This is a genomic window from Bacillus tianshenii, from assembly GCA_020524525.2.
In the GTDB taxonomy this organism is placed as follows: Bacteria; Bacillota; Bacilli; order Bacillales; family Bacillaceae_N; genus Bacillus_AV.
This window is the reverse complement of record CP129018.1, coordinates 2,093,177-2,112,245: the sequence shown is the minus strand read 5'-3', so window position 1 is coordinate 2,112,245 and position 19,069 is coordinate 2,093,177. Positions and strand designations below refer to the sequence as shown.

The following is a 19,069-nucleotide window of genomic DNA, read 5'->3' as shown; positions in this document are numbered from 1 at the left end:
CTTTGCTTACACCATATTTCTGACAATTACCATACTATTATATAGTACAACTTGCCAGCTTGTAAATGCGCTTCATGATCACTTTGTGACCATTGCTTGATAATTACAAGACTCGCATCCTTTAAGGATATTTTGTTCCTCTACAAGCTGCGCACTGGCGAACATGACTTCAAACATGCCGCTTAAAAATGCATAGTGCATGTCGCACACATATTTTTCTTCTCTTGCCACTTCTTTAAACGGGCAATTATGAATTTTGAAGTAGATTTTTGTTTCTTCCTTATTGCTTTCGAACTCTGGATAGAAGCCTAAAACAGTGGAAGCGCTTTTAATTAACTCGATCTTTTCATTGAAAGATAAGTCTTCTTTGGAAATATTCTTGTTTTGTAATTCTTTTTCCATTGATTCTTTACCATAGCGCTTACCTGTTCCAAATAGCGCTTTCTTACCTGTATCTCCAAGTGAAAGGAGAGTATCAATTGCCATTCTTGACAATAGCTGATAATCACGGAATGGGAAGTTCAACTGAATAACATCATCAGACAAACGATACAGTCGACTTGGACGTCCGCCTTTTCCTGTTTTCTTCGTTTCAGAGACAAGCATGTTAACATCTTCTAGTTTGGACAAGTGAAGACGAGCCACATTTGGATGAATATCAAATGCACCTGCAACTTCTTGAACTGTCACTTCTTGATGGTTCTTTGTAATAAATTGATAAATTGAATACCGAGTTGGATCTGACAAAACACTTGTTACTTTTAAAGTTTGTTCCAACTTCTTCACCCCTAGCCATTAAATACTATGTTTTATTATATTATAGTTCCGTTTTCTTTGAAATGGTTAATATGATGTTTACAGTTTTTGTATGAACATTTTCACATTTTCTTCATATTTTTGTTTAAAATAACTGTACAAAGATTATACAAATAGTGTACAATGAAAACAAGATACAAAATATTGTGTAGGAAAAAAGTTCAGGATGGCTGTTTCCTTTGACTTTGACGAAAGGATTTCCTTATTTTAATAGCTTGTAAGCTTACAGGAGGGGAATTATGTGAGTGATATTACATTTTATACGTACCCAAGTTGTACATCGTGTCGAAAGACGAAAGCATGGTTGAAAGCACATAATGTTGATGTCGATGAACGCCATATTTTCCGCCAGCCGCCAAATGAACAGGAGCTACGGCATATTTTAACAATGACGACTGAAGGCGTTGATGAAATTTTAGCAAAGCGAAGTCAAGAATATAGAGAGCTAGACATGAATATTGAAGAATTACCGCTTAGTGAACTTATGCAACTTTTACAAGAGAAGCCACGTTTGCTGCGCAGACCGATTCTAATGAAAGATGACCAGCTTGTGATTGGCTACAATGCCGCAGCACTGAGGGCGATTAGTGACAAGAAAGAGCATATTTCACATGTGTCCTAACCTACTTCGTTTGAAGTGGGTTTTTCTTTTGGGAAAGTACATGAGGTGTGCTTTTATCCCGGATGTAGGGATGGGTGTATGGCTTTTTTCATATGTTTTCTACAATTGTAAAGGTGTTATTAGGCTCACGAAAATAGGACTAAAAAAGTAGAAGGAAAATACAACTTGTTGAAGGGATTGTTCAAAGTGTGTCGAAACGGTAAGGTAGCACATAAAGAAAGAAGGTGATTGAAACAGAATGATTGAAAAGCTTAGTCTTCATATACTCGAAAGTGCCCTCAGCAGTAACGCCTCTGATATCCACTTCACTCCCTCCTCAGAAAAAACAACCGTTTCCTTTCGTATCGATGGCAGGTTATATCAGCATAGTTCTCTCGGAATTGAAACAACGAATAAGCTTGTTTCACATTATAAATTTATAAGTGGAATGGATATTGGTGAAAGGCGCCGGCCACAAAGTGGTGCGCTTATGTCTATTGTAAAGCACGAACGTGTGTATCTCCGTTTTTCCTCCTTACCAACTGTTCATGGCAACGAAGGGCTTGTCATTCGCCTTATCCCGCAAAATCGTCAAATATCCCTTAAACAAATTGCGCTTTTTCCAAATGACTTAAAGCACTTACTGCGTCTTCTCCATGTCCCAAATGGTCTGTTCCTCATTACAGGTCCTACAGGTTCAGGAAAGACAACTACATTGTATGCCCTCCTTAAAGCAGCTTCTGAACAATTCCATGCTCAAATTCTTACATTAGAGGATCCTGTGGAGCGTTATGATCCAGCTTTTACTCAAGTCCAAATGAATGAAAAGGCTGGTTTGACGTATGAAGCCGGAATTATGGCAGCCATGCGACATGACCCGGATGTGCTGGTGATTGGAGAGATACGTGATGCTCAAACAGCGAAGATGGCAGTTCGAGCGGCGTATACAGGTCATTTAGTTATAAGTACATTGCATACAAAACGAGCAGTGGAAGCGGTCTATCGTTTGCTTGAGCTTGGTGTGCCGCGAGTTGATTTGGAACAGACCTTAGTTGGTGTAGCGGCTCAGGAGTTAGTTGAATTACAATGCCCCTTCTGTTCAGAAGTGTGCTCCGTGCACTGCCGAAAGCTTCGGGGTGGCAGAAGAGCAGGTATTTTTGAGTTGCTTATGGATCAAAGCTTACAAAACTTATTTCTACAATTAAAAGGAGAGAAAGATCCTTTTCACCTTCCATGTTTTACTGATCAGATTCGAAAAGGCATTGCTCTTGGTTATTTATCTGAATCACTATTAACCAGAGGTGTTGTGAATGTTTAGGAGGAAGAGGTGGACAATAAAGCAGCAAGCAGATTTTTTGAGTAAGCTAGCGAGGTTGCTTGAAAAAGGCTATACCCTTTTACATGCACTTGAATTGCTAAAATCCTACCAAAAATCACATACAAAAAAAGACATTACTGAAGGATTACAAGCGTTGCAGGCAGGGAGTGAATTTCATGTCGTTTTAAAAAAATGGGGATTCTCTGCTTATGTAACAAGCTATATCTATACGTCAGAACGCCAAGGTGATTTTGTTTTTTCTTTGCGTTATAGCAGTAACTGGTTGTTTCATTTGCATAATAGTCAAAAACGCTTTTTCAATATGCTTCGCTATCCTGTATTTCTGTTGTTTCTGTTGTTTGGAATGGTTTATTTCATGCAGGTAATGCTTTTCCCTCAATTTGATTACCTCTATCAATCGATGAATCATCAGTTGCCTCCATTGACCCTCTTTTTGCTGAAATTACCCAAAATCATAAAATGGATGCTTGTCATATTACTGCTCGGGCTTTTTTCCTTCTGGTTGTTTTATCGTTTCTATCTCCAACGTCTTTCGGTTATAAAACAAATTTCAATATGGATGAAAATACCGATTTTCAACCAATTTCTTTCTCTTTATTTCACACATCAGTATATGATGCAATTTAGTAATCTTTTGGTTGGCGGTCTTTCGGTGTACAATAGCTTAGAGATTTTTTCAGCTCAACCTTATTCTAAGTTTTTGAGTGAAGCAGCTAGTGATATGATCGTGTGTTTGCGTAATGGCGCCTTGTTGTCAGAAATTGTTGAATCAATGCCTTATTTTGAAAAAGAAGCGGCAGTCGTTATTCATCATGGGCAGGCAAATGGTGTTGTTGGGAAAGAATTACAAGATTATTGTGAAATGGTATTTGAACAGATGGAGAAATGGATTAATCAATTGTTTCGAATTGTTCAGCCGCTCTTATTTACCTTTATCGGATTAGGGGTGGTGGTGATTTTTCTCGGTATGATGTTGCCGATCTTCGGTTTGATGAACACGATTTAAGGGAGGACTATAAATGAACAGTCGTGCATTTACATTGATCGAAATGTTGATTGTGCTAATGATTATTTCAACTTTGTTAATCATCACGATTCCTAATATAACGAAGCACAATGAAGTAGTGAAGGATAAAGGATGTGAAGCTCTGGTAAAGCTTATTGAAGCACAAGTACAAGCGTATGAAATCGAAAACGATAAGCGTCCAGATGATTTAGATACATTGAAGACAGAAGGGTACATTGAAACGACAACCTGTCCAAGTGGAAACTCGTTAAATTATGAAATAACAACAGGAGCAGTGAGTATTGTTCCATAATACACAGCGAGGATTCACGCTAATAGAGATGATAATTGTATTGTCTGTATTAACAACTGTCACGTTTGTAAGCCTCATTTATTTTGAGCCCGTTTTCGAACAAAAGCGCCACGAATTTTTCCTAGAACAATTGCAGCGAGATTTCCTTTATGCTCAATCATATGCAATAAACAATAACACAGATGTATTCATTCACATCGTGCCTTATGAACATCGTTATATTGTAAAGGAAGGGCTGACTAATAAAATTTTGACTCGTGATTATGCAGAGAACATTGAAATTAGTCGGGGAACTCTTGGCTATATGATTAAATTTCTTCCAAGCGGTAATGCAAGAAAATCAGGTGCGCTGTACATCAAGTTAGGAGATGAACATTATAATTTGATTGTGTTGCTAGGGAAGGGGCGGTTGTATGTTAAGAAGCTCTGATGGTTTTTATTTATTAGAATTGCTCATTTCGTTTGGTCTATTAATGAGCTTTATTGTAATGGTTTCACCTGCCGTTATGTCATTACAGGTGAAATATGAGGAAATAAAGAGTGAACATGCTTCAAGCTATGTATTGGAAAAGTCGCTCTATGACTACGTAGAATATGGGATTAATCCAAATAACAAAAAGACGTATAACGGGTTTGAATTTACGATTCATGGCTGGAAAACAGGAAGTGTCATGCGAATTTGCGTTCAGTCAACCAATTTAAATGGAAAGACCATAGAAAGGTGTACGTATGGGAAAAAGAAATAACGAGTATGGTTTCACATTCATTGAAAGTATGTTGTCTCTTTATATTTTCATCCTTATTGTGTCGCTCTTGCCACTGTTATTTCAAACAATTTCATTTAATAAGGTGAGTGAAAGCTTATTTGTAATAGAATCCAATATATTTTTTGAGCAGGTAGAGGCTGAAGTGCGAGGAACCGTTTCGATTTCAAAAATGGCTAACACGCTATACTTAGAACAATTAAATGGTGATGTTGCCCTCTATGAGCTTAAAGGCACTAATCTGCGGCGAAGGCTGAATTGGCTTGGTCATGAAGTGCTAATGAAAAATGTAAAAGATATAGATTATCATTTTTCTGGTCAGCAATTAGAGCTTTCAGTGGAAGGAACAAATGGACAAATAAGAAAGCATATCATTTTTCTTTTTCGAAGTGATGTTTATGGCTAGAAGAAAACGCTCAAATGAAAATGGCTTTATTTTTCCGCTCACTGCAGCAGTAGTGCTATTCCTTTCCTTCCTTTTTTTACATTATGTTGAAGCAACACGAATAGAAAAGTTAGTGCTTGAAGAGCAGGTGCGTTATATTCAAAAAGACAGCATTATCCAAATGACTGTTACGGATACTTTGGATTACCTTGAATCAGCCCCTGAAGTAAGTGCCCCTGTTGAAAAAGTCTTCTCCTACCCAAACGGTGAATCAACGATTAAAGTGGAAAAACAATCAGATTACGTTTACCACGTCTCAATCAGATGGAAGCTCCCCACTAGCAAGGAGGACGGGTTTATACTAATATATGATGCAGATACGAAAAAAATCGTTGATTGGAAAGAGGCGATGTGAGGATGAGGGCGATTTATTTAACGGGGTTTATGGGTTCTGGCAAGACGACTGTTGGCGCAGAGCTTGGGAAGGTGCTGCAGCTTCCTGTTATTGATACAGACCAATGGATCGAACAGCAGAAGGGCAAACAGATTCGTGATATTTTTGCACAAGAAGGGGAAGCGGTGTTTCGTCGCTATGAGTACGAAGCGTTACAGAAGCTCCCGAAGACCGATACGGTCATTACAACTGGAGGCGGGATTATTATTCAAGAACAAAATCGAGCCTTCATGAAGAAGAACGGCACAGTTTTTTATTTGCATTGTGATCTAGATGAGATCTACACACGACTTGAAAATGATACGACAAGACCGCTACTTGATGGTGCAAAGCGAACAAACATTGAAAACTTAATGAGTGAACGGCGCTCCTGGTATGAAGAAGCTGAGGTCATTATTGATACAACGGGGCGAAGCATTGAGGAAATTGTAAAAGAAATTGTCAATGTGATTAAAGAACGCCAGCGTGGAGACAATAAGTAACAAAATGTCACGGTGGTGAAATGGTATGTCGACAAATGATTATGTTAAGTTTGTCACACAGCAAATCGTCAGTTATATGGACCAACCGAAAGAAGAGCGCCAACGGATCAAGCAAGAACGGCTTGAAAGTCAACCTCCTGCATTGAACAGGTGGTTTGGTGTCATCCCTTTTGCACTGGCAATGTTCTTTCATAACAGAAGGAAGAAAAAATAAGGAAAGAGGCTGACTTAAGTCAGCCTCTTTCCTTATTTTGTGAACTGTGGATGCAAGTAAAATAATCCACCATTTACAACCTCGACATGAATATTTGGTTCGTAGAGCTCGCGAATAGATTCCTTCTCTGTGTAGTAGCATTCCGGCTTTTCATCAACTGCCTCATAGAATGTTTCAAGCAGGGAAATGCCTTCATTCATGAATCCGATTGCTTCCTCCGCCCATTCAAACGATTGCGTGTTAATATGCTCTTCAATGTAACGCTCAATTCGCTTTATCCCGCTTTCAAGTGTAATAAGCGGTGAGAGAGTGAAGCAGTAATCAGGCAGTACAGGTGTCATTGACCGCTCCTGTAATACGTCATGGAACTTTAAGCAAACTGCTCCATGGATTAGGTTGAGTCCAATTGAAAGTAGTTCTTCTTTTCGTCGGTTCGACTGATAGGAAATGCGGACATTCATACCGAGCCATGGATGAAGAGGAGAAGTGCCTTGGTTTGACTTTGCTTCTTCATATAGACGAATGTGTCCGCCCATCGTGTTTACAGAGCGAAAGATTTGATGGAGGCGTGGGGAACCAAAGTGAACATGCTCCCCTTTTTGTTCACCAGCTTGGTCAGGATCGGTAACGAATGCTACCCGCATTGGGTTTGGGGTTCCGCCTGTTTTTTCAAGGTAATGCCAGTAGAAAGGACGGTTCATCAGCTGCTTATCCATTTCAATGGTTAGCTGTACGGCAAGTGAACCGGCTGTTTGGTTCAGTATTTGACAATTTGTTCCTTCGAAATAACGGAGTAAGAAATGGTGTATATCACGTTGCTGCATGAAATATTCCTCCTGTTATTGGCTTGCTTCATGCGGTGCTGAAAGGTGTTCACCGAATTTCAAATAAGATGTTAGGTTATCCATTTTAATTTTTATTTCACCTTCGGAGGTTGATTGTGTCACAATCTCTTCAATATGCTTTTCCAACCCTTGCTGGAAATCAAGCCGTGTTAAAATTTCATCTAATTCTCCAATGACACGTTCGAACAAATTAATTTTCTCATATAACAGCGTCAAGATATGTTCTTCCACTGTGTTCTTGATCGAAAAATTATAAATGTGCACATCTCGTTCTTGTCCTAAACGGTGAATTCGACCAATTCGCTGCTCTACACGCATTGGGTTCCACGGCAGGTCATAGTTAATAATATGGTTACAAAATTGCAGGTTAATCCCTTCGCCGCCAGCCTCAGTTGCGATGAGTACTTGTGCATGATTGCGAAACAGCTCGCGCATCCAGTCTTTTTTGCTTCGTTTAAAGCCGCCGCGAAACGGAACAGATGAGATACCATGCTGAGCAAGGTACCACTGTAAATACATTTGTGTGGCTCGGTATTCAGTGAAAATAATAACTTTATCACCGATTTTTTGCACAATCTCTAGCGCTTTTTTTGCCTTTGCATGTGCTTCAATTTTATTAATCTGTTCAAACAATGTTTCATAAAATGGAAGCGGGTCCTTTTCGTACATTTGCTTTAATGTCATATAGGCAGCTTCACGGCTTGAGCATACTTCTCGCTGTAAGGTAAGAAGGGTAAATCCTCCATGCTTGCGTGTCTCTGTAATCATGTCATATAGCTTTTGTTCTTCAGGACTGAACTCTACTGGAACGGTTTCGACAATCCGTTTTGGCCAATCCATCTTTGTATCTTTCCTGCGGTTTCGCACCATTACTTGATTGACAAGAGCTTTAAGGCGTTCATCCCCTTGTAGGCTTCGTTCTTTCGCGGAGAAATTTTGATTAAATTCATCAATTGAACCGAGATATCCTGGCTTCAATAACGACACAAGGTTAAAGATTTCTTCAATTCGGTTTTGGACGGGTGTTGCGGTTAGAAGCAAGCAATATTTTTTCTTAAGCTGCTGAACGAATTCATAGTTTTTTGTTTTATGATTTTTAAGTTTGTGTGCTTCATCAATAATAATGAGATCATAATTTTGATTTAAAATAATATCCCGATGAGGAGCACGCTTTGCAGTATCAATAGAAGAAACAATGACATCACATTGTTCCCATACATACGTTTTTCTCTGAGAAACGGCCGGGATATAAAATTTTGTATTTAATTCGATTGTCCACTGTGATACAAGTGAAGCAGGCACGAGAATAAGAGCTCGCTTAACAAGTCCTCGAATCATATATTCTTTTAAAATTAGTCCTGCTTCGATCGTTTTCCCAAGTCCAACCTCATCAGCAAGGATTGCTTTGCCGTTCATTTGCTCGATTACTGTTTCGGCTGTTTCGAGCTGATGCGGCAGAGGGGTAAGCTGCGGTAAAAAGGATGGTGCAATTAAGCCGTGAAAGGAATGGACAAGTAGGTGATTGCCAACTTCATAAGCTAGCTGATAGAGAGCAGGTGAACTCCATGGGCCGTCATGGTTCACTTTCTGTAAGAATTGTTCCTGCCAAGCTGTGTCGAATCGAATCGGTACGTTCATCGTTAAGAAACCCACCTTCTGAAAGCTTCATTAATGTCTTAAAATAAGCAAATCACGAACAATATTTTGAAAATTGCATATTGCCGTTCAAATATAGATCGTGTAGGATAAATAATAGAAGTTTATATTTATTATGTACAAGTCGTGTCGTTTTTATCACGTAACGGTCCAACAATTACCACAATGTAAGAAACTAATCTTATATGAGCGAATGATAGCAAGGGGAGAGACTGTTTTTAATAGAAAAGCGGCGCCGAAGGAGCAAGCGAACACTTTCGTGAATCTCTCAGGCAAAAAGACCCTTGTTTGACGCAACTCTGGAGAGCGTTCAAGCAGTGTGAACCACCAAAGGGGTAATCACTCCAACAAGAGTGAGAAACTTTCAGGTGCAAGGACAGAGAAACCCGCATGTTTAAAAGGGGTTTCTCTGTCCTTTTTTTTTGGAGAAAGCATCTCGCCACCGTTTTTCGTTATTTCTACTAATTTCTTATTGAAATGTTCATCTATTTCTTGTTTTAATAGAATAGACGAACGATCTTTACCTTATGAGGGAGGAATGTTCATGAATTCATTAAAGCGGACACCATTGTATGATACATACAAGGATGCTGGGAAGTTGATTGATTTTGGAGGTTGGGAGCTCCCGGTTCAGTTTTCGGGCATTAAGGATGAGCATGAGGCTGTACGAACAAATGCAGGCTTGTTCGATGTATCGCATATGGGAGAAATTGAAGTAAAGGGTGAGGGCAGCGAAAAGTTTTTGCAGAAGATGCTTACGAATGATTTGTCCCTCCTGAAAGCGAATAAGGCGATGTATACAGCAATGTGCTATGAGGACGGCGGTACGGTTGATGACTTGCTTGTCTACAAGAAAAGTGAACAGGATTACTTGCTCGTTGTTAACGCAGCGAATATCGAAAAGGATTTTAATTGGCTGAAGGAACATGAGGAAGGGGCTGTATCGATTGAGAATGTCTCGGACTCAATTGCACAGCTAGCTCTTCAAGGCCCTCAGGCAGAGAAGGTATTACAGAAGATAACTGAGACGGATCTTTCGGAAATTGGTTTCTTTGGTTTCACTGATGATGTAGATATTCAAGGAGAGAAAGCACTTGTTTCCCGTACAGGCTACACAGGGGAAGATGGCTTTGAAATTTATTGCCCATCAGGTGACGCACCAAAGCTTTGGGAAGCAATTTTAGATGCAGGTTCAGAGGTTGGTGTGAAGCCGATCGGGCTTGGTGCTCGTGATACGCTTCGCTTTGAAGCACGCCTTGCGTTGTACGGACAGGAATTAACGAAGGATATTACACCAATTGAAGCAGGGATCGGTTTTGCGGTAAAGGTAGACAAAGAAGAAGACTTTATCGGCAAAGAAGCACTTAAGAAACAGAAAGAAGAAGGTGCAGAACGTAAGCTTGTCGGGATTGAAATGGTAGAACGCGGCATTCCGCGTACAGGTTATGAAGTGTATTCGGGTGAACGAGTGATTGGTCATGTGACCACTGGTACACAATCGCCAACACTTAAGAAGAATGTAGGTCTAGCGTTGCTTGATATTGCATTTACAGAATTAGATACAGAAGTAGAAGTACAAATTCGTAAAAAACGGTTAAAAGCAAAGGTTGTTAAAACACCTTTTTATAAACGCGGTTAGGAATTGCTAAAGGGGGAAAGTATGATGAATCATCGTTATTTACCGATGACAGAAGAAGATAAGAAGCAAATGCTCGCGGAAATCGGCGTCGATTCGATTGATGAATTGTTTGCAGATATTCCAGAGAAGGTTCGGTTTACAGGTGAGTTAAACATTAAAGAAGCGGCGAAAGAGCCGGATTTAATGAAAGAACTATCAGCGCTTGCAGATAAAAACATTAATACAAAGGATTATGTCTCTTTTCTTGGCGCAGGGGTTTACGACCATTACATCCCATCTGTCGTGGACCATGTCATTTCACGTTCTGAATTTTATACAGCATACACGCCATACCAGCCTGAGATTTCTCAAGGTGAGTTGCAAGCTATCTTTGAATTCCAAACGATGATTAGTGAACTGACGGGTATGGATGTTGCGAACTCTTCCATGTATGACGGTGGTACAGCGTTAGCGGAAGCGGCGATGTTAAGTGCCGGCCAAACGCGCAAGAAGAAAATCCTTGTTTCTGAAACCGTTCATCCGATGGCTCGTGAAGTATTGTATACCTATGCAAAAGGACAACACCTTGAAGTCATTGAAGTAGGCTCAACAGACGGGGTTACAGACCTAGAAGACTTCAAAGCAAAAATGTCGAATGAAATTGCCTGCATGGTTGTTCAGTATCCAAACTTCTTTGGCCGTATTGAGCCGTTAAAAGAAATCGAAGAGATTATTCATAGCGAAAAAGCAATGTTTGTCGTATCTAGTAATCCGCTTGCACTTGGATTATTGACGCCACCGGGTGAATTTGGAGCTGATATTGTTGTTGGTGATACACAAGTATTCGGCATCCCAGCACAGTATGGCGGTCCGCACTGTGGTTATTTTGCGACAACAAAGAAATTAATGCGTAAAGTACCAGGCCGCCTTGTCGGGCAAACGAAGGATGAAGAAGGTCGACGTGGCTTTGTCTTGACACTTCAAGCACGTGAACAGCATATTCGCCGTGATAAAGCGACTTCAAACATTTGTTCAAACCAAGCATTGAATGCCCTTGCTTCCTCGGTTGCGATGAGTGCAATTGGTAAGGAAGGCTTAAAAGAAATGGCAATGCAAAATATCCGTAAAGCACATTATGCCGTAAAAGTATTTAAAGAAAAAGGATTTAAGGTTGCATTTGAAGGACCGATGTTTAATGAATTTGTTGTTGAGTGCAGTGAGCCTGCTGCAAAAGTGAACGAGCGCTTACTTTCAAAAGGAATCATCGGAGGCTACAACTTAGGCCGAATCGATACAAAGTATGACCACTATATGCTTGTGGCAGTGACAGAAATGCGTACGAAAGAAGAAATCGACACGTTCGTAAAGGAATTGGGGGATAACAATGAATAAACAAGAAGAAAAACTCATTTTCGAACGAAGCACACCAGGACGAAATGCATCAAGCTTGCCTGAATGTGATGTTCCTGAAGTTGATTTGTCTTCACTTGTTCCAGAAGAGTATATCCGCCAAGAGCCTGCAGAGCTTCCTGAAGTGTCAGAGCTGCAATTAATGCGTCATTATACAGCATTGTCACAGCGTAACCATGGTGTTGATTCTGGTTTTTATCCGTTAGGTTCTTGTACGATGAAGTATAACCCGAAAGTAAATGAAGATGTCATTCGCTTGAAAGGTTTCGCTCATCTTCACCCAGAGCAGGATGAAAGTACAGTGCAAGGTGCGCTTGAATTAATGTATGAGCTGCAAACATCACTTGCAGAAATTACAGGAATGGATGAAGTTACGTTACAGCCGGCCGCAGGCGCTCACGGTGAATGGACGGGGTTAATGTTAATCCGTGCTTATCATGAAGCAAATGGGGACTTTAACCGGACGAAAGTAATTGTGCCAGATTCAGCACACGGGACGAACCCTGCTTCCGCAACAGTGGCAGGCTTTGAATCTGTAACGGTAAAATCAGATGAAAATGGCCTTGTGGATTTAGAGGATTTGAAGCGTGTTGTTGGAGAAGATACCGCTGCCTTAATGCTGACAAATCCGAATACACTTGGCTTATTTGAAGAGCATATTTTAGAAATGGCACAAATTGTTCATGAAGCAGGCGGAAAGCTTTATTATGACGGAGCAAACCTAAATGCCGTTCTTGCGAAAGCCCGCCCTGGAGATATGGGCTTTGATGTGGTTCACTTGAACCTTCATAAGACGTTTACAGGCCCTCATGGCGGCGGTGGCCCAGGCTCAGGTCCTGTAGGGGTTACAAGTGAGCTGGCACCTTATTTACCAAAGCCTGTGCTCGTAAAAGAAGGTGACGTCTACCGCTTTGATACCGACCGTCCGCAATCAATTGGCCGTGTGAAACCATATTACGGAAACTTCGGCATCAATGTCCGTGCTTATACGTATATCCGGACAATGGGACCAGACGGGTTAAAGCAAGTTTCTGAATATGCCGTGTTAAATGCAAACTATATGATGCGTCGTCTTGCAAAATATTATGAGCTTCCATACAACCAGCATTGTAAGCATGAATTTGTTATCTCTGGGAAGCGTCAGAAAAAGCTTGGTGTCCGTACGCTTGATATTGCGAAGCGTCTGTTAGATTTCGGTTTCCATCCGCCTACAATCTACTTCCCGCTGAATGTCGAGGAATGCATGATGATTGAACCGACTGAAACAGAAGCTAAAGAAACGCTTGATGAATTCATTGACGTGATGATCCAAATCGCGAAAGAAGCAGAAGAAACACCTGAAATTGTTCAAGAAGCACCACATACAACAGTTGTCAGCCGCTTAGATGAAGTAACAGCAGCGAGAAAACCTGTACTTCGCTATCAAAAGTAAAACATATGTTCGTATTTTCGTGGTGAAAAAAGGGAACCCATTGCGGTTCCCTTTTTTAATTATTATGCTTAACACGGCCGCTCCACTTCTTGAAGCCGCCTTTTAAATGGCTGATATCATTGCAGCCTAATTTTTTTACAATACCTGCTGCACGTGCACTGCGCATGCCGCTTTGGCAATAGAGATACACAGGCTTGTCCGTACGAATTTCTTGACGACGTGCACGTAATTGAGTAAGCGGAATATTACGGGCACCAAGAATGTGACCATTGTTATACTCATCTGGTTCGCGCACATCGATTAGCTGTGCTTTACGGTAACCTTCTTTGAACTCTTCCTCTGATAAGGTTTTGAGGTAACGTTTCTGGTTAAGCTGTGTGATAAGGATATATACAGCAATTGCAGCAACTGCAATTAAAATTGCATACATGTTAGTCCCCCTCTTTCTTTTCTCTTTATTACTACACGTTTTATTATATAAACGATTGGGAAAAGAATCAAAGAAAATCTGCGTTTAATACTCTGTTGATTCTTGTGAAAATATTATTTTGCTTTGTTAAAACTCTACCATTTCTCCAGAAGCACTTTCTTTTGACAATTTTCTTCCCTTTGATAGACTTAATATGGATTTCAACAATGAACGACAGAAAGAAGGATGTAACGTGGCGAAAGAGACATGGCGTTTTATTGATTCAGGTAATTGTTCTCCAAGCTTTAATATGGCGCTTGATGAAGCGTTATTGACTTGGCATAGTGAAGGAAAGATCCCGCCGACAATTCGCTTTTACGGCTGGAATCCACCCACATTATCAGTCGGTTACTTTCAAAAAGTCCAACGTGAAATTAACATGGAGGCCGTAAAGAAATACGGGCTTGGCTTTGTGCGTCGTCCTACAGGCGGCAGAGGCGTTCTCCATGATAAAGAACTTACATATAGCGTAATTGTATCTGAGGAGCATCCAGAGATGCCTAAGACGGTTACAGAAGCATATCGTGTCATTTCAGAAGGAGTTTTAGAGGGGTTTAAGGCGCTTGGCCTTGAAGCTTATTTTGCGGTGCCTAGAACGCAAGAGGAGAGGGATAGCTTGAAAAACCCTCGTTCAAGTGTTTGCTTTGATGCGCCATCATGGTATGAGCTAGTCGTTGAAGGACGAAAGGTAGCTGGCAGTGCGCAAACACGGCAAAAAGGAGTTATTCTTCAGCACGGCTCAATTCTGCTTGATTTAGATGAGGATATGCTGTTTGACTTATTCACCTATCCAAATGAGCGTGTTCGTGAACGGATGCAGAGGATGTTCAGTAGTAAAGCGGTAGCGATGAATGAGCTTCGTGAAAAACCTGTAAGCCTTGATGAAGCCCGCCGAGCATTTAAGACTGGCTTTGAAAAAGGATTGAACATTGAGCTTGTTCCTTACGAGCTAACAGAAGAGGAAATGGCGTATGTGAAAGCTATTGAAGAGGAACGTTATGCCAATGATGAATGGAATTTCCGCCGCTGAACAGAAATAGGTCTAAAGTCCTCTATTCAACTTATCGGAAAGCAGGTATAAATAGAGATTGTGTGAATAAAAAACTTGGCGAACTTTTCGCCAAGTTTTCTTAACGAATACAGTTTCGCAAATGTGGAAAATGCTCCATAATTGCCCATTTATCTTGTGATATCGAAATAGATGAGCTTTTAGAAAAAAAGCAACCGATGAAAATAGAGGAATATTGGTTTTGTTCCGTTCTTTTCGTCTTTATCCTCGTTCAATCTTTCTTTTTTGATAATTTTATCGTTTGACAAGCACCTAGGTGTTAAGAGTAAAATTCAATATATAGTATTTTGCACCGATGAATCTACACTACATATTGTTGATGCTCATGTTTATATATGATATGTTTTGGATACTAATGAAAAGTAAAATGGTATCGAATTTTGTACCATCGGCATGAAAGGGAGATGAGACATGGTAACCGCCAATACCGATAAAATGTCAATTGATGTTAATAAGCTGAATAAGGAAATTCGTTTATTTCCTCAAGTTCACGAAATTACAAATGATATGCACATTACGCATAAGGGTGTTTCGCGTTTAGTAATGTTAGACCGCTATGCATTTAAAGATACTGAAAAGATTACACTTTCAGCTGGCGACTTTGTCGTTTTGACGATTAAGGAAGACCCGAAGTTTCCAGCTCGCGGCCTTGGTTTCATTCAAGAGATTGACTGGGAGAATAAGAAAGCGACTGTGAAAGTTGGCGATGAATACTTCGGAGCGCTTGATACGGAAGAAGAACGTCAAACAGGCATTATCGTTCGTCCGCTTGATGTAATTGATAAGCCGCTTGAAGTCTTCTACGAGCAAATTGCAATGCGAAATGCAACAGGCCTTGCCTCTGTAGAAGAAACGGAAGAGAAGCGAAAAGAATGGTATGAAAAGTTCTACCATGAGCTTGTCTCACTTAACTTCGTTCCAGCTGGCCGTGTTCTATACGGTGCAGGCTCACAAACAGATGTGACATATTTCAACTGTTACGTCATGCCGTTTGTCCAAGATTCACGCGAAGGGATTTCAGAACACCGTAAGCAAGTGATGGAAATTATGTCTCGAGGAGGCGGCGTCGGCACAAATGGTTCAACACTTCGTCCACGCAACACACTAGCCCGCGGCGTGAACGGAAAATCATCAGGATCGGTCTCATGGCTTGATGATATCGCAAAGCTTACACATCTTGTTGAGCAGGGCGGCTCAAGACGTGGTGCACAAATGATTATGCTTTCCGCATGGCACCCAGATGTTGTGGAATTCATCATTTCAAAAATGCAAAACCCACGCATCTTACGTTTCTTAATTGAAACGACAAATGATGAACATATTACAAAGCTTGCAAAAGAAAAATTGAATTTCAAACCGCTTAGTGAAACAGAACAAGATATGTATCAAGGAATCGTCAATTACAAGAACATTCCTGGTCAGGGCGGATTTACCGAAAAAGCAATTAAAGAAGCAGAAGAGAAATTGAACACAGGTGGTACGTACACTGTTCATAATCCAGACTTCTTAACAGGAGCGAACATCTCTGTCTGCTTAACAAAAGAGTTTATGGATGCGGTAGAAAATGATGACATGTTCGAATTGAAATTCCCGGATGTTGAGAACTATACAGCTGAGGAAATGAAAGAATACAATGAAAAGTGGCATGATATCGGTGATGTACGTGAATGGGAGCGTATGGGCTACAAAGTTCGTACTTACCGTAGAATCAAAGCGAAAGAGCTATGGAACTTAATTAACATCTGTGCTACTTATTCAGCTGAACCAGGTATTTTCTTTATCGATAACGCAAACGACATGACAAATGCAACAGCGTACGGACAAAAAGTCGTGGCAACAAATCCTTGCGGGGAACAACCACTTGCGCCATATTCTGTTTGTAACCTTGCAGCGGTGAATTTAGCGGAAATGGCGGATAAGGAAAATAAAACGGTTAACTTTGAGAAGCTTAAACAAACGGTTAGCGTTGGTGTACGCATGCAGGATAACGTGATTGATTCTACGCCGTATTTCTTAGAAGATAACAAAAAGCAAGCACTAGGTGAACGCCGTGTCGGTCTTGGTGTAATGGGCTTACATGATTTGCTTATCTATTGTGAAACAGAGTATGGTTCAGAGAAAGGTAATGAGCTTGTTGACCAAATCTTTGAAACGATTGCGACGACGGCTTATCGTGAATCTGTTGAGCTTGCAAAAGAAAAAGGAAGCTTCCCATATCTAGTTGGGGAAACGGATGAACAGACAGCAGCATTACGCCGTAAATTCAGCGAAACAGGCTACATGAAACGTATGCCTGAAGATGTCCGTGAAAGTATTCTTGAGCATGGTATTCGCAACTCACATTTATTGACTGTTGCGCCTACAGGAAGTACAGGAACCATGGTTGGCGTATCAACAGGGCTTGAACCATATTTCTCATTCTCCTACTATCGTAGTGGACGTTTAGGAAAGTTCATTGAAGTAAAAGCAGATATCCTTCAAGAATATTTGGACAACCATCAAGAGGCAGATCCAAATAACTTGCCGAAGTGGTTTATCTCAGCAATGGACCTTTCGCCAGAAGCGCACGCCGATGTACAGTGTGTCATCCAACGATGGGTTGACTCTTCAATTAGTAAAACGGTAAACGCACCGAAAGGCTATACTGTTGAACAAGTTGAAGGCGTTTATGAGCGTTTATACCGTGGTGGTGCAAAAGGTGGAACAGTATATGTAGACGGCAGCCGTGATGCACAAGTATTAACGTTGACAAAAGAAGAAAATTCATTTGATGAAGAAGTTAAAAAAGAAGCAGAGCCGAAAGAGAAGTCACATGTTGTACTAGTCGATACAATTAATGATTTACGTTCAACAAATGTAACAATCGGTTCAGAAGTTGGTAATACATGTCCAGTTTGTCGACAAGGAACAGTTGAAGAAATCGGCGGCTGCAATACATGCACAAATTGTAATGCCCAATTAAAATGTGGCCTTTAAAATAAGCAGAAAAAAGCGAGCAGATGAGTCTGTTCGCTTTTTTTATGTTCGTAAAATATCTGGATTCATAAAAGCAAATGCTATTGCAGATAATCTTCTTAAGAGTGTTCGTTATAAACATTCAAATAATTGTTTGCATTAGAGGTGGCACAAATGAACCCGTTCGTCCCACAGCTTGTATATATAGAGCCGGGCGCGTTGGAATATCCGCTTGGTATTGAACTAAGAGATAAATTTACAAAGATGGGAATTGAGATAAGAGAAACGACATCACATAACCAAGTACGTAATTTGCCTGGGGAAAATGAATTGCAAAAATACCGTAATGCTAAATCAACACTTGTCGTTGGTGTTCGGAAGACGTTGAAGTTTGATACATCTAAGCCATCAGCTGAATATGCTATTCCACTTGCGACAGGCTGTATGGGGCATTGTCATTATTGTTACTTACAAACAACACTTGGCTCTAAACCCTATATCAGAACGTATGTCAATTTAGAAGAAATTTTTGCTCAAGCTCAGAAATATATTGATGAACGTGGTGAAGAGCTTACTCGCTTCGAAGCAGCGTGTACAAGTGATATTGTCGGTATTGATCATTTAACACATTCCTTGAAAAAGGCGATTGAATATATCGGGCAGACCGAGAACGGCAGGCTTCGTTTTGTAACAAAATATCATCATGTCGATCACTTGTTAGATGCTGAGCATAACGGTAAGACACGTTTTCGTTTTAGTATTAATTCCCGTTATGTTATTAAACACTTTGAGCCGGGTACATCGCCTTTTGAACAACGGATTGAAGCAGCACGAAAAGTAGCTCAGGCCGATTATCCACTTGGATTTATTGTCGCACCTATTTATCGGCATGATAATTGGAAAGAAGGTTATTATGAATTATTTGAACGACTTGAGAGGTCAATTGGAGATTTAAACATCGAAGATTTGACGTTTGAATTAATTCAGCATCGTTTTACAAAGCCTGCAAAGCGTGTTATTCAAAAGCGTTACCCAAAATCAAAGCTTGAAATGAATGAAGAAGAACGGAAGTATAAATGGGGGCGCTACGGTATCGGAAAGTATGTATATCCGACCGATGAAGCGAAGGAGCTAGAAGAGACATTACGCGGTTATATTCACCAATTCTTCCCTCAAGCAGAGATTCAATACTTCACTTAACTTGTCACATCCCCGTAAGTATTGTAAAATCTTATTATAAT

The 19,069-nt window shown here is 40.4% G+C and carries 20 protein-coding genes and 1 riboswitch; of the genes, 16 read left to right on the top strand and 4 right to left on the bottom strand.

Translation table 11 applies throughout. The features are described from left to right. Nucleotides 1-78: 78 nt before the first annotated feature. Complete coding sequence (locus LC040_10670) at nucleotides 79-777, bottom strand: methanogen output domain 1-containing protein (protein ID WLR49771.1); 699 nt, start codon at nucleotides 775-777, stop codon at nucleotides 79-81. A gap of 280 nt (nucleotides 778-1,057) precedes the next feature. Here LC040_10670 and LC040_10665 point away from each other — a divergent pair, with 280 nt between their 5' ends. From LC040_10665 to LC040_10620, 10 genes are all read left to right on the top strand, one after another. Next, nucleotides 1,058-1,438, top strand: a complete 381-nt coding sequence (locus LC040_10665) for a Spx/MgsR family RNA polymerase-binding regulatory protein (GenBank protein ID WLR49770.1) — start codon at nucleotides 1,058-1,060, stop codon at nucleotides 1,436-1,438. A 238-nt stretch (nucleotides 1,439-1,676) separates the two neighbouring features. Continuing rightward, nucleotides 1,677-2,735 carry a competence type IV pilus ATPase ComGA gene (gene comGA / locus LC040_10660; GenBank protein ID WLR49769.1) on the top strand — a complete coding sequence of 353 codons (1,059 nt, stop codon included), beginning with the start codon at nucleotides 1,677-1,679 and terminating at the stop codon, nucleotides 2,733-2,735. Beyond that, a complete protein-coding gene (gene comGB / locus LC040_10655) occupies nucleotides 2,728-3,762 on the top strand; it encodes a competence type IV pilus assembly protein ComGB (GenBank protein WLR49768.1) in 1,035 nt (344 codons plus the stop codon). The genes comGA and comGB overlap by 8 nt, the downstream gene beginning before the upstream one ends. Before the next feature lie 13 nt (nucleotides 3,763-3,775). Then, nucleotides 3,776-4,075, top strand: a complete 300-nt coding sequence (gene comGC / locus LC040_10650; GenBank protein WLR49767.1) for a competence type IV pilus major pilin ComGC — start codon at nucleotides 3,776-3,778, stop codon at nucleotides 4,073-4,075. Further along, nucleotides 4,065-4,505, top strand: a complete 441-nt coding sequence (gene comGD, locus LC040_10645) for a competence type IV pilus minor pilin ComGD (protein ID WLR49766.1) — start codon at nucleotides 4,065-4,067, stop codon at nucleotides 4,503-4,505. The genes comGC and comGD overlap by 11 nt, the downstream gene beginning before the upstream one ends. After that, a complete protein-coding gene (locus LC040_10640; protein ID WLR49765.1) occupies nucleotides 4,489-4,821 on the top strand; it encodes a hypothetical protein in 333 nt (110 codons plus the stop codon). The genes comGD and LC040_10640 overlap by 17 nt, the downstream gene beginning before the upstream one ends. Then, nucleotides 4,805-5,245 (top strand): competence type IV pilus minor pilin ComGF, encoded by a 441-nt coding sequence (gene comGF, locus LC040_10635; GenBank protein ID WLR49764.1) that lies wholly within the window; start codon nucleotides 4,805-4,807, stop codon nucleotides 5,243-5,245. The genes LC040_10640 and comGF overlap by 17 nt, the downstream gene beginning before the upstream one ends. After that, nucleotides 5,238-5,639, top strand: a complete 402-nt coding sequence (gene comGG / locus LC040_10630) for a competence type IV pilus minor pilin ComGG (GenBank protein WLR49763.1) — start codon at nucleotides 5,238-5,240, stop codon at nucleotides 5,637-5,639. The genes comGF and comGG overlap by 8 nt, the downstream gene beginning before the upstream one ends. Nucleotides 5,640-5,641: 2 nt before the next feature. After that, nucleotides 5,642-6,160, top strand: coding sequence for a shikimate kinase (locus tag LC040_10625; GenBank protein WLR49762.1), 519 nt, complete (start codon nucleotides 5,642-5,644; stop codon nucleotides 6,158-6,160). A gap of 25 nt (nucleotides 6,161-6,185) precedes the next feature. Further along, nucleotides 6,186-6,374, top strand: coding sequence for a YqzE family protein (locus LC040_10620; protein ID WLR49761.1), 189 nt, complete (start codon nucleotides 6,186-6,188; stop codon nucleotides 6,372-6,374). A 32-nt stretch (nucleotides 6,375-6,406) separates the two neighbouring features. Here the strand turns inward: LC040_10620 and LC040_10615 are convergent, their stop codons facing one another. Further along, on the bottom strand, nucleotides 6,407-7,198 hold the full coding sequence (locus tag LC040_10615) for a YqhG family protein (protein ID WLR49760.1): 792 nt from the start codon (nucleotides 7,196-7,198) through the stop codon (nucleotides 6,407-6,409). Between the two features lie 15 nt (nucleotides 7,199-7,213). Continuing rightward, nucleotides 7,214-8,857: an SNF2-related protein gene (locus tag LC040_10610; protein WLR49759.1), complete on the bottom strand. Its 1,644-nt coding sequence runs from the start codon at nucleotides 8,855-8,857 to the stop codon at nucleotides 7,214-7,216. A gap of 211 nt (nucleotides 8,858-9,068) precedes the next feature. Then, nucleotides 9,069-9,169: riboswitch (glycine riboswitch) on the top strand. 250 nt (nucleotides 9,170-9,419) lie between these two features. On the opposite strand from LC040_10610, the gene gcvT reads away from it, so the two are divergent. From gcvT to gcvPB, 3 genes are read left to right on the top strand one after another with little or no spacing between them, the layout of a single operon-like run. Beyond that, nucleotides 9,420-10,514 (top strand): glycine cleavage system aminomethyltransferase GcvT, encoded by a 1,095-nt coding sequence (gene gcvT, locus LC040_10605; protein ID WLR49758.1) that lies wholly within the window; start codon nucleotides 9,420-9,422, stop codon nucleotides 10,512-10,514. A 24-nt stretch (nucleotides 10,515-10,538) separates the two neighbouring features. Continuing rightward, entirely contained in the window at nucleotides 10,539-11,885 is a 1,347-nt protein-coding gene (gcvPA, locus tag LC040_10600; protein WLR53262.1) for an aminomethyl-transferring glycine dehydrogenase subunit GcvPA, read from the top strand. Continuing rightward, nucleotides 11,878-13,335, top strand: coding sequence for an aminomethyl-transferring glycine dehydrogenase subunit GcvPB (gene gcvPB, locus LC040_10595; GenBank protein ID WLR49757.1), 1,458 nt, complete (start codon nucleotides 11,878-11,880; stop codon nucleotides 13,333-13,335). Before gcvPA ends, gcvPB begins: the two co-directional genes overlap by 8 nt. A 55-nt stretch (nucleotides 13,336-13,390) precedes the next feature. Here the strand turns inward: gcvPB and LC040_10590 are convergent, their stop codons facing one another. Further along, nucleotides 13,391-13,765: a rhodanese-like domain-containing protein gene (locus LC040_10590; protein WLR49756.1), complete on the bottom strand. Its 375-nt coding sequence runs from the start codon at nucleotides 13,763-13,765 to the stop codon at nucleotides 13,391-13,393. A 232-nt stretch (nucleotides 13,766-13,997) separates the two neighbouring features. On the opposite strand from LC040_10590, the gene LC040_10585 reads away from it, so the two are divergent. The 3 genes from LC040_10585 to splB all read left to right on the top strand — a co-directional run bounded on the left by LC040_10585 (nucleotide 13,998) and on the right by splB (nucleotide 19,028). After that, on the top strand, nucleotides 13,998-14,834 hold the full coding sequence (locus tag LC040_10585; GenBank protein WLR49755.1) for a biotin/lipoate A/B protein ligase family protein: 837 nt from the start codon (nucleotides 13,998-14,000) through the stop codon (nucleotides 14,832-14,834). A 450-nt stretch (nucleotides 14,835-15,284) separates the two neighbouring features. Then, on the top strand, nucleotides 15,285-17,849 hold the full coding sequence (locus LC040_10580; GenBank protein WLR49754.1) for a vitamin B12-dependent ribonucleotide reductase: 2,565 nt from the start codon (nucleotides 15,285-15,287) through the stop codon (nucleotides 17,847-17,849). 153 nt (nucleotides 17,850-18,002) lie between these two features. Further along, nucleotides 18,003-19,028, top strand: coding sequence for a spore photoproduct lyase (gene splB, locus LC040_10575; protein WLR49753.1), 1,026 nt, complete (start codon nucleotides 18,003-18,005; stop codon nucleotides 19,026-19,028). Nucleotides 19,029-19,069: the final 41 nt, after the last annotated feature.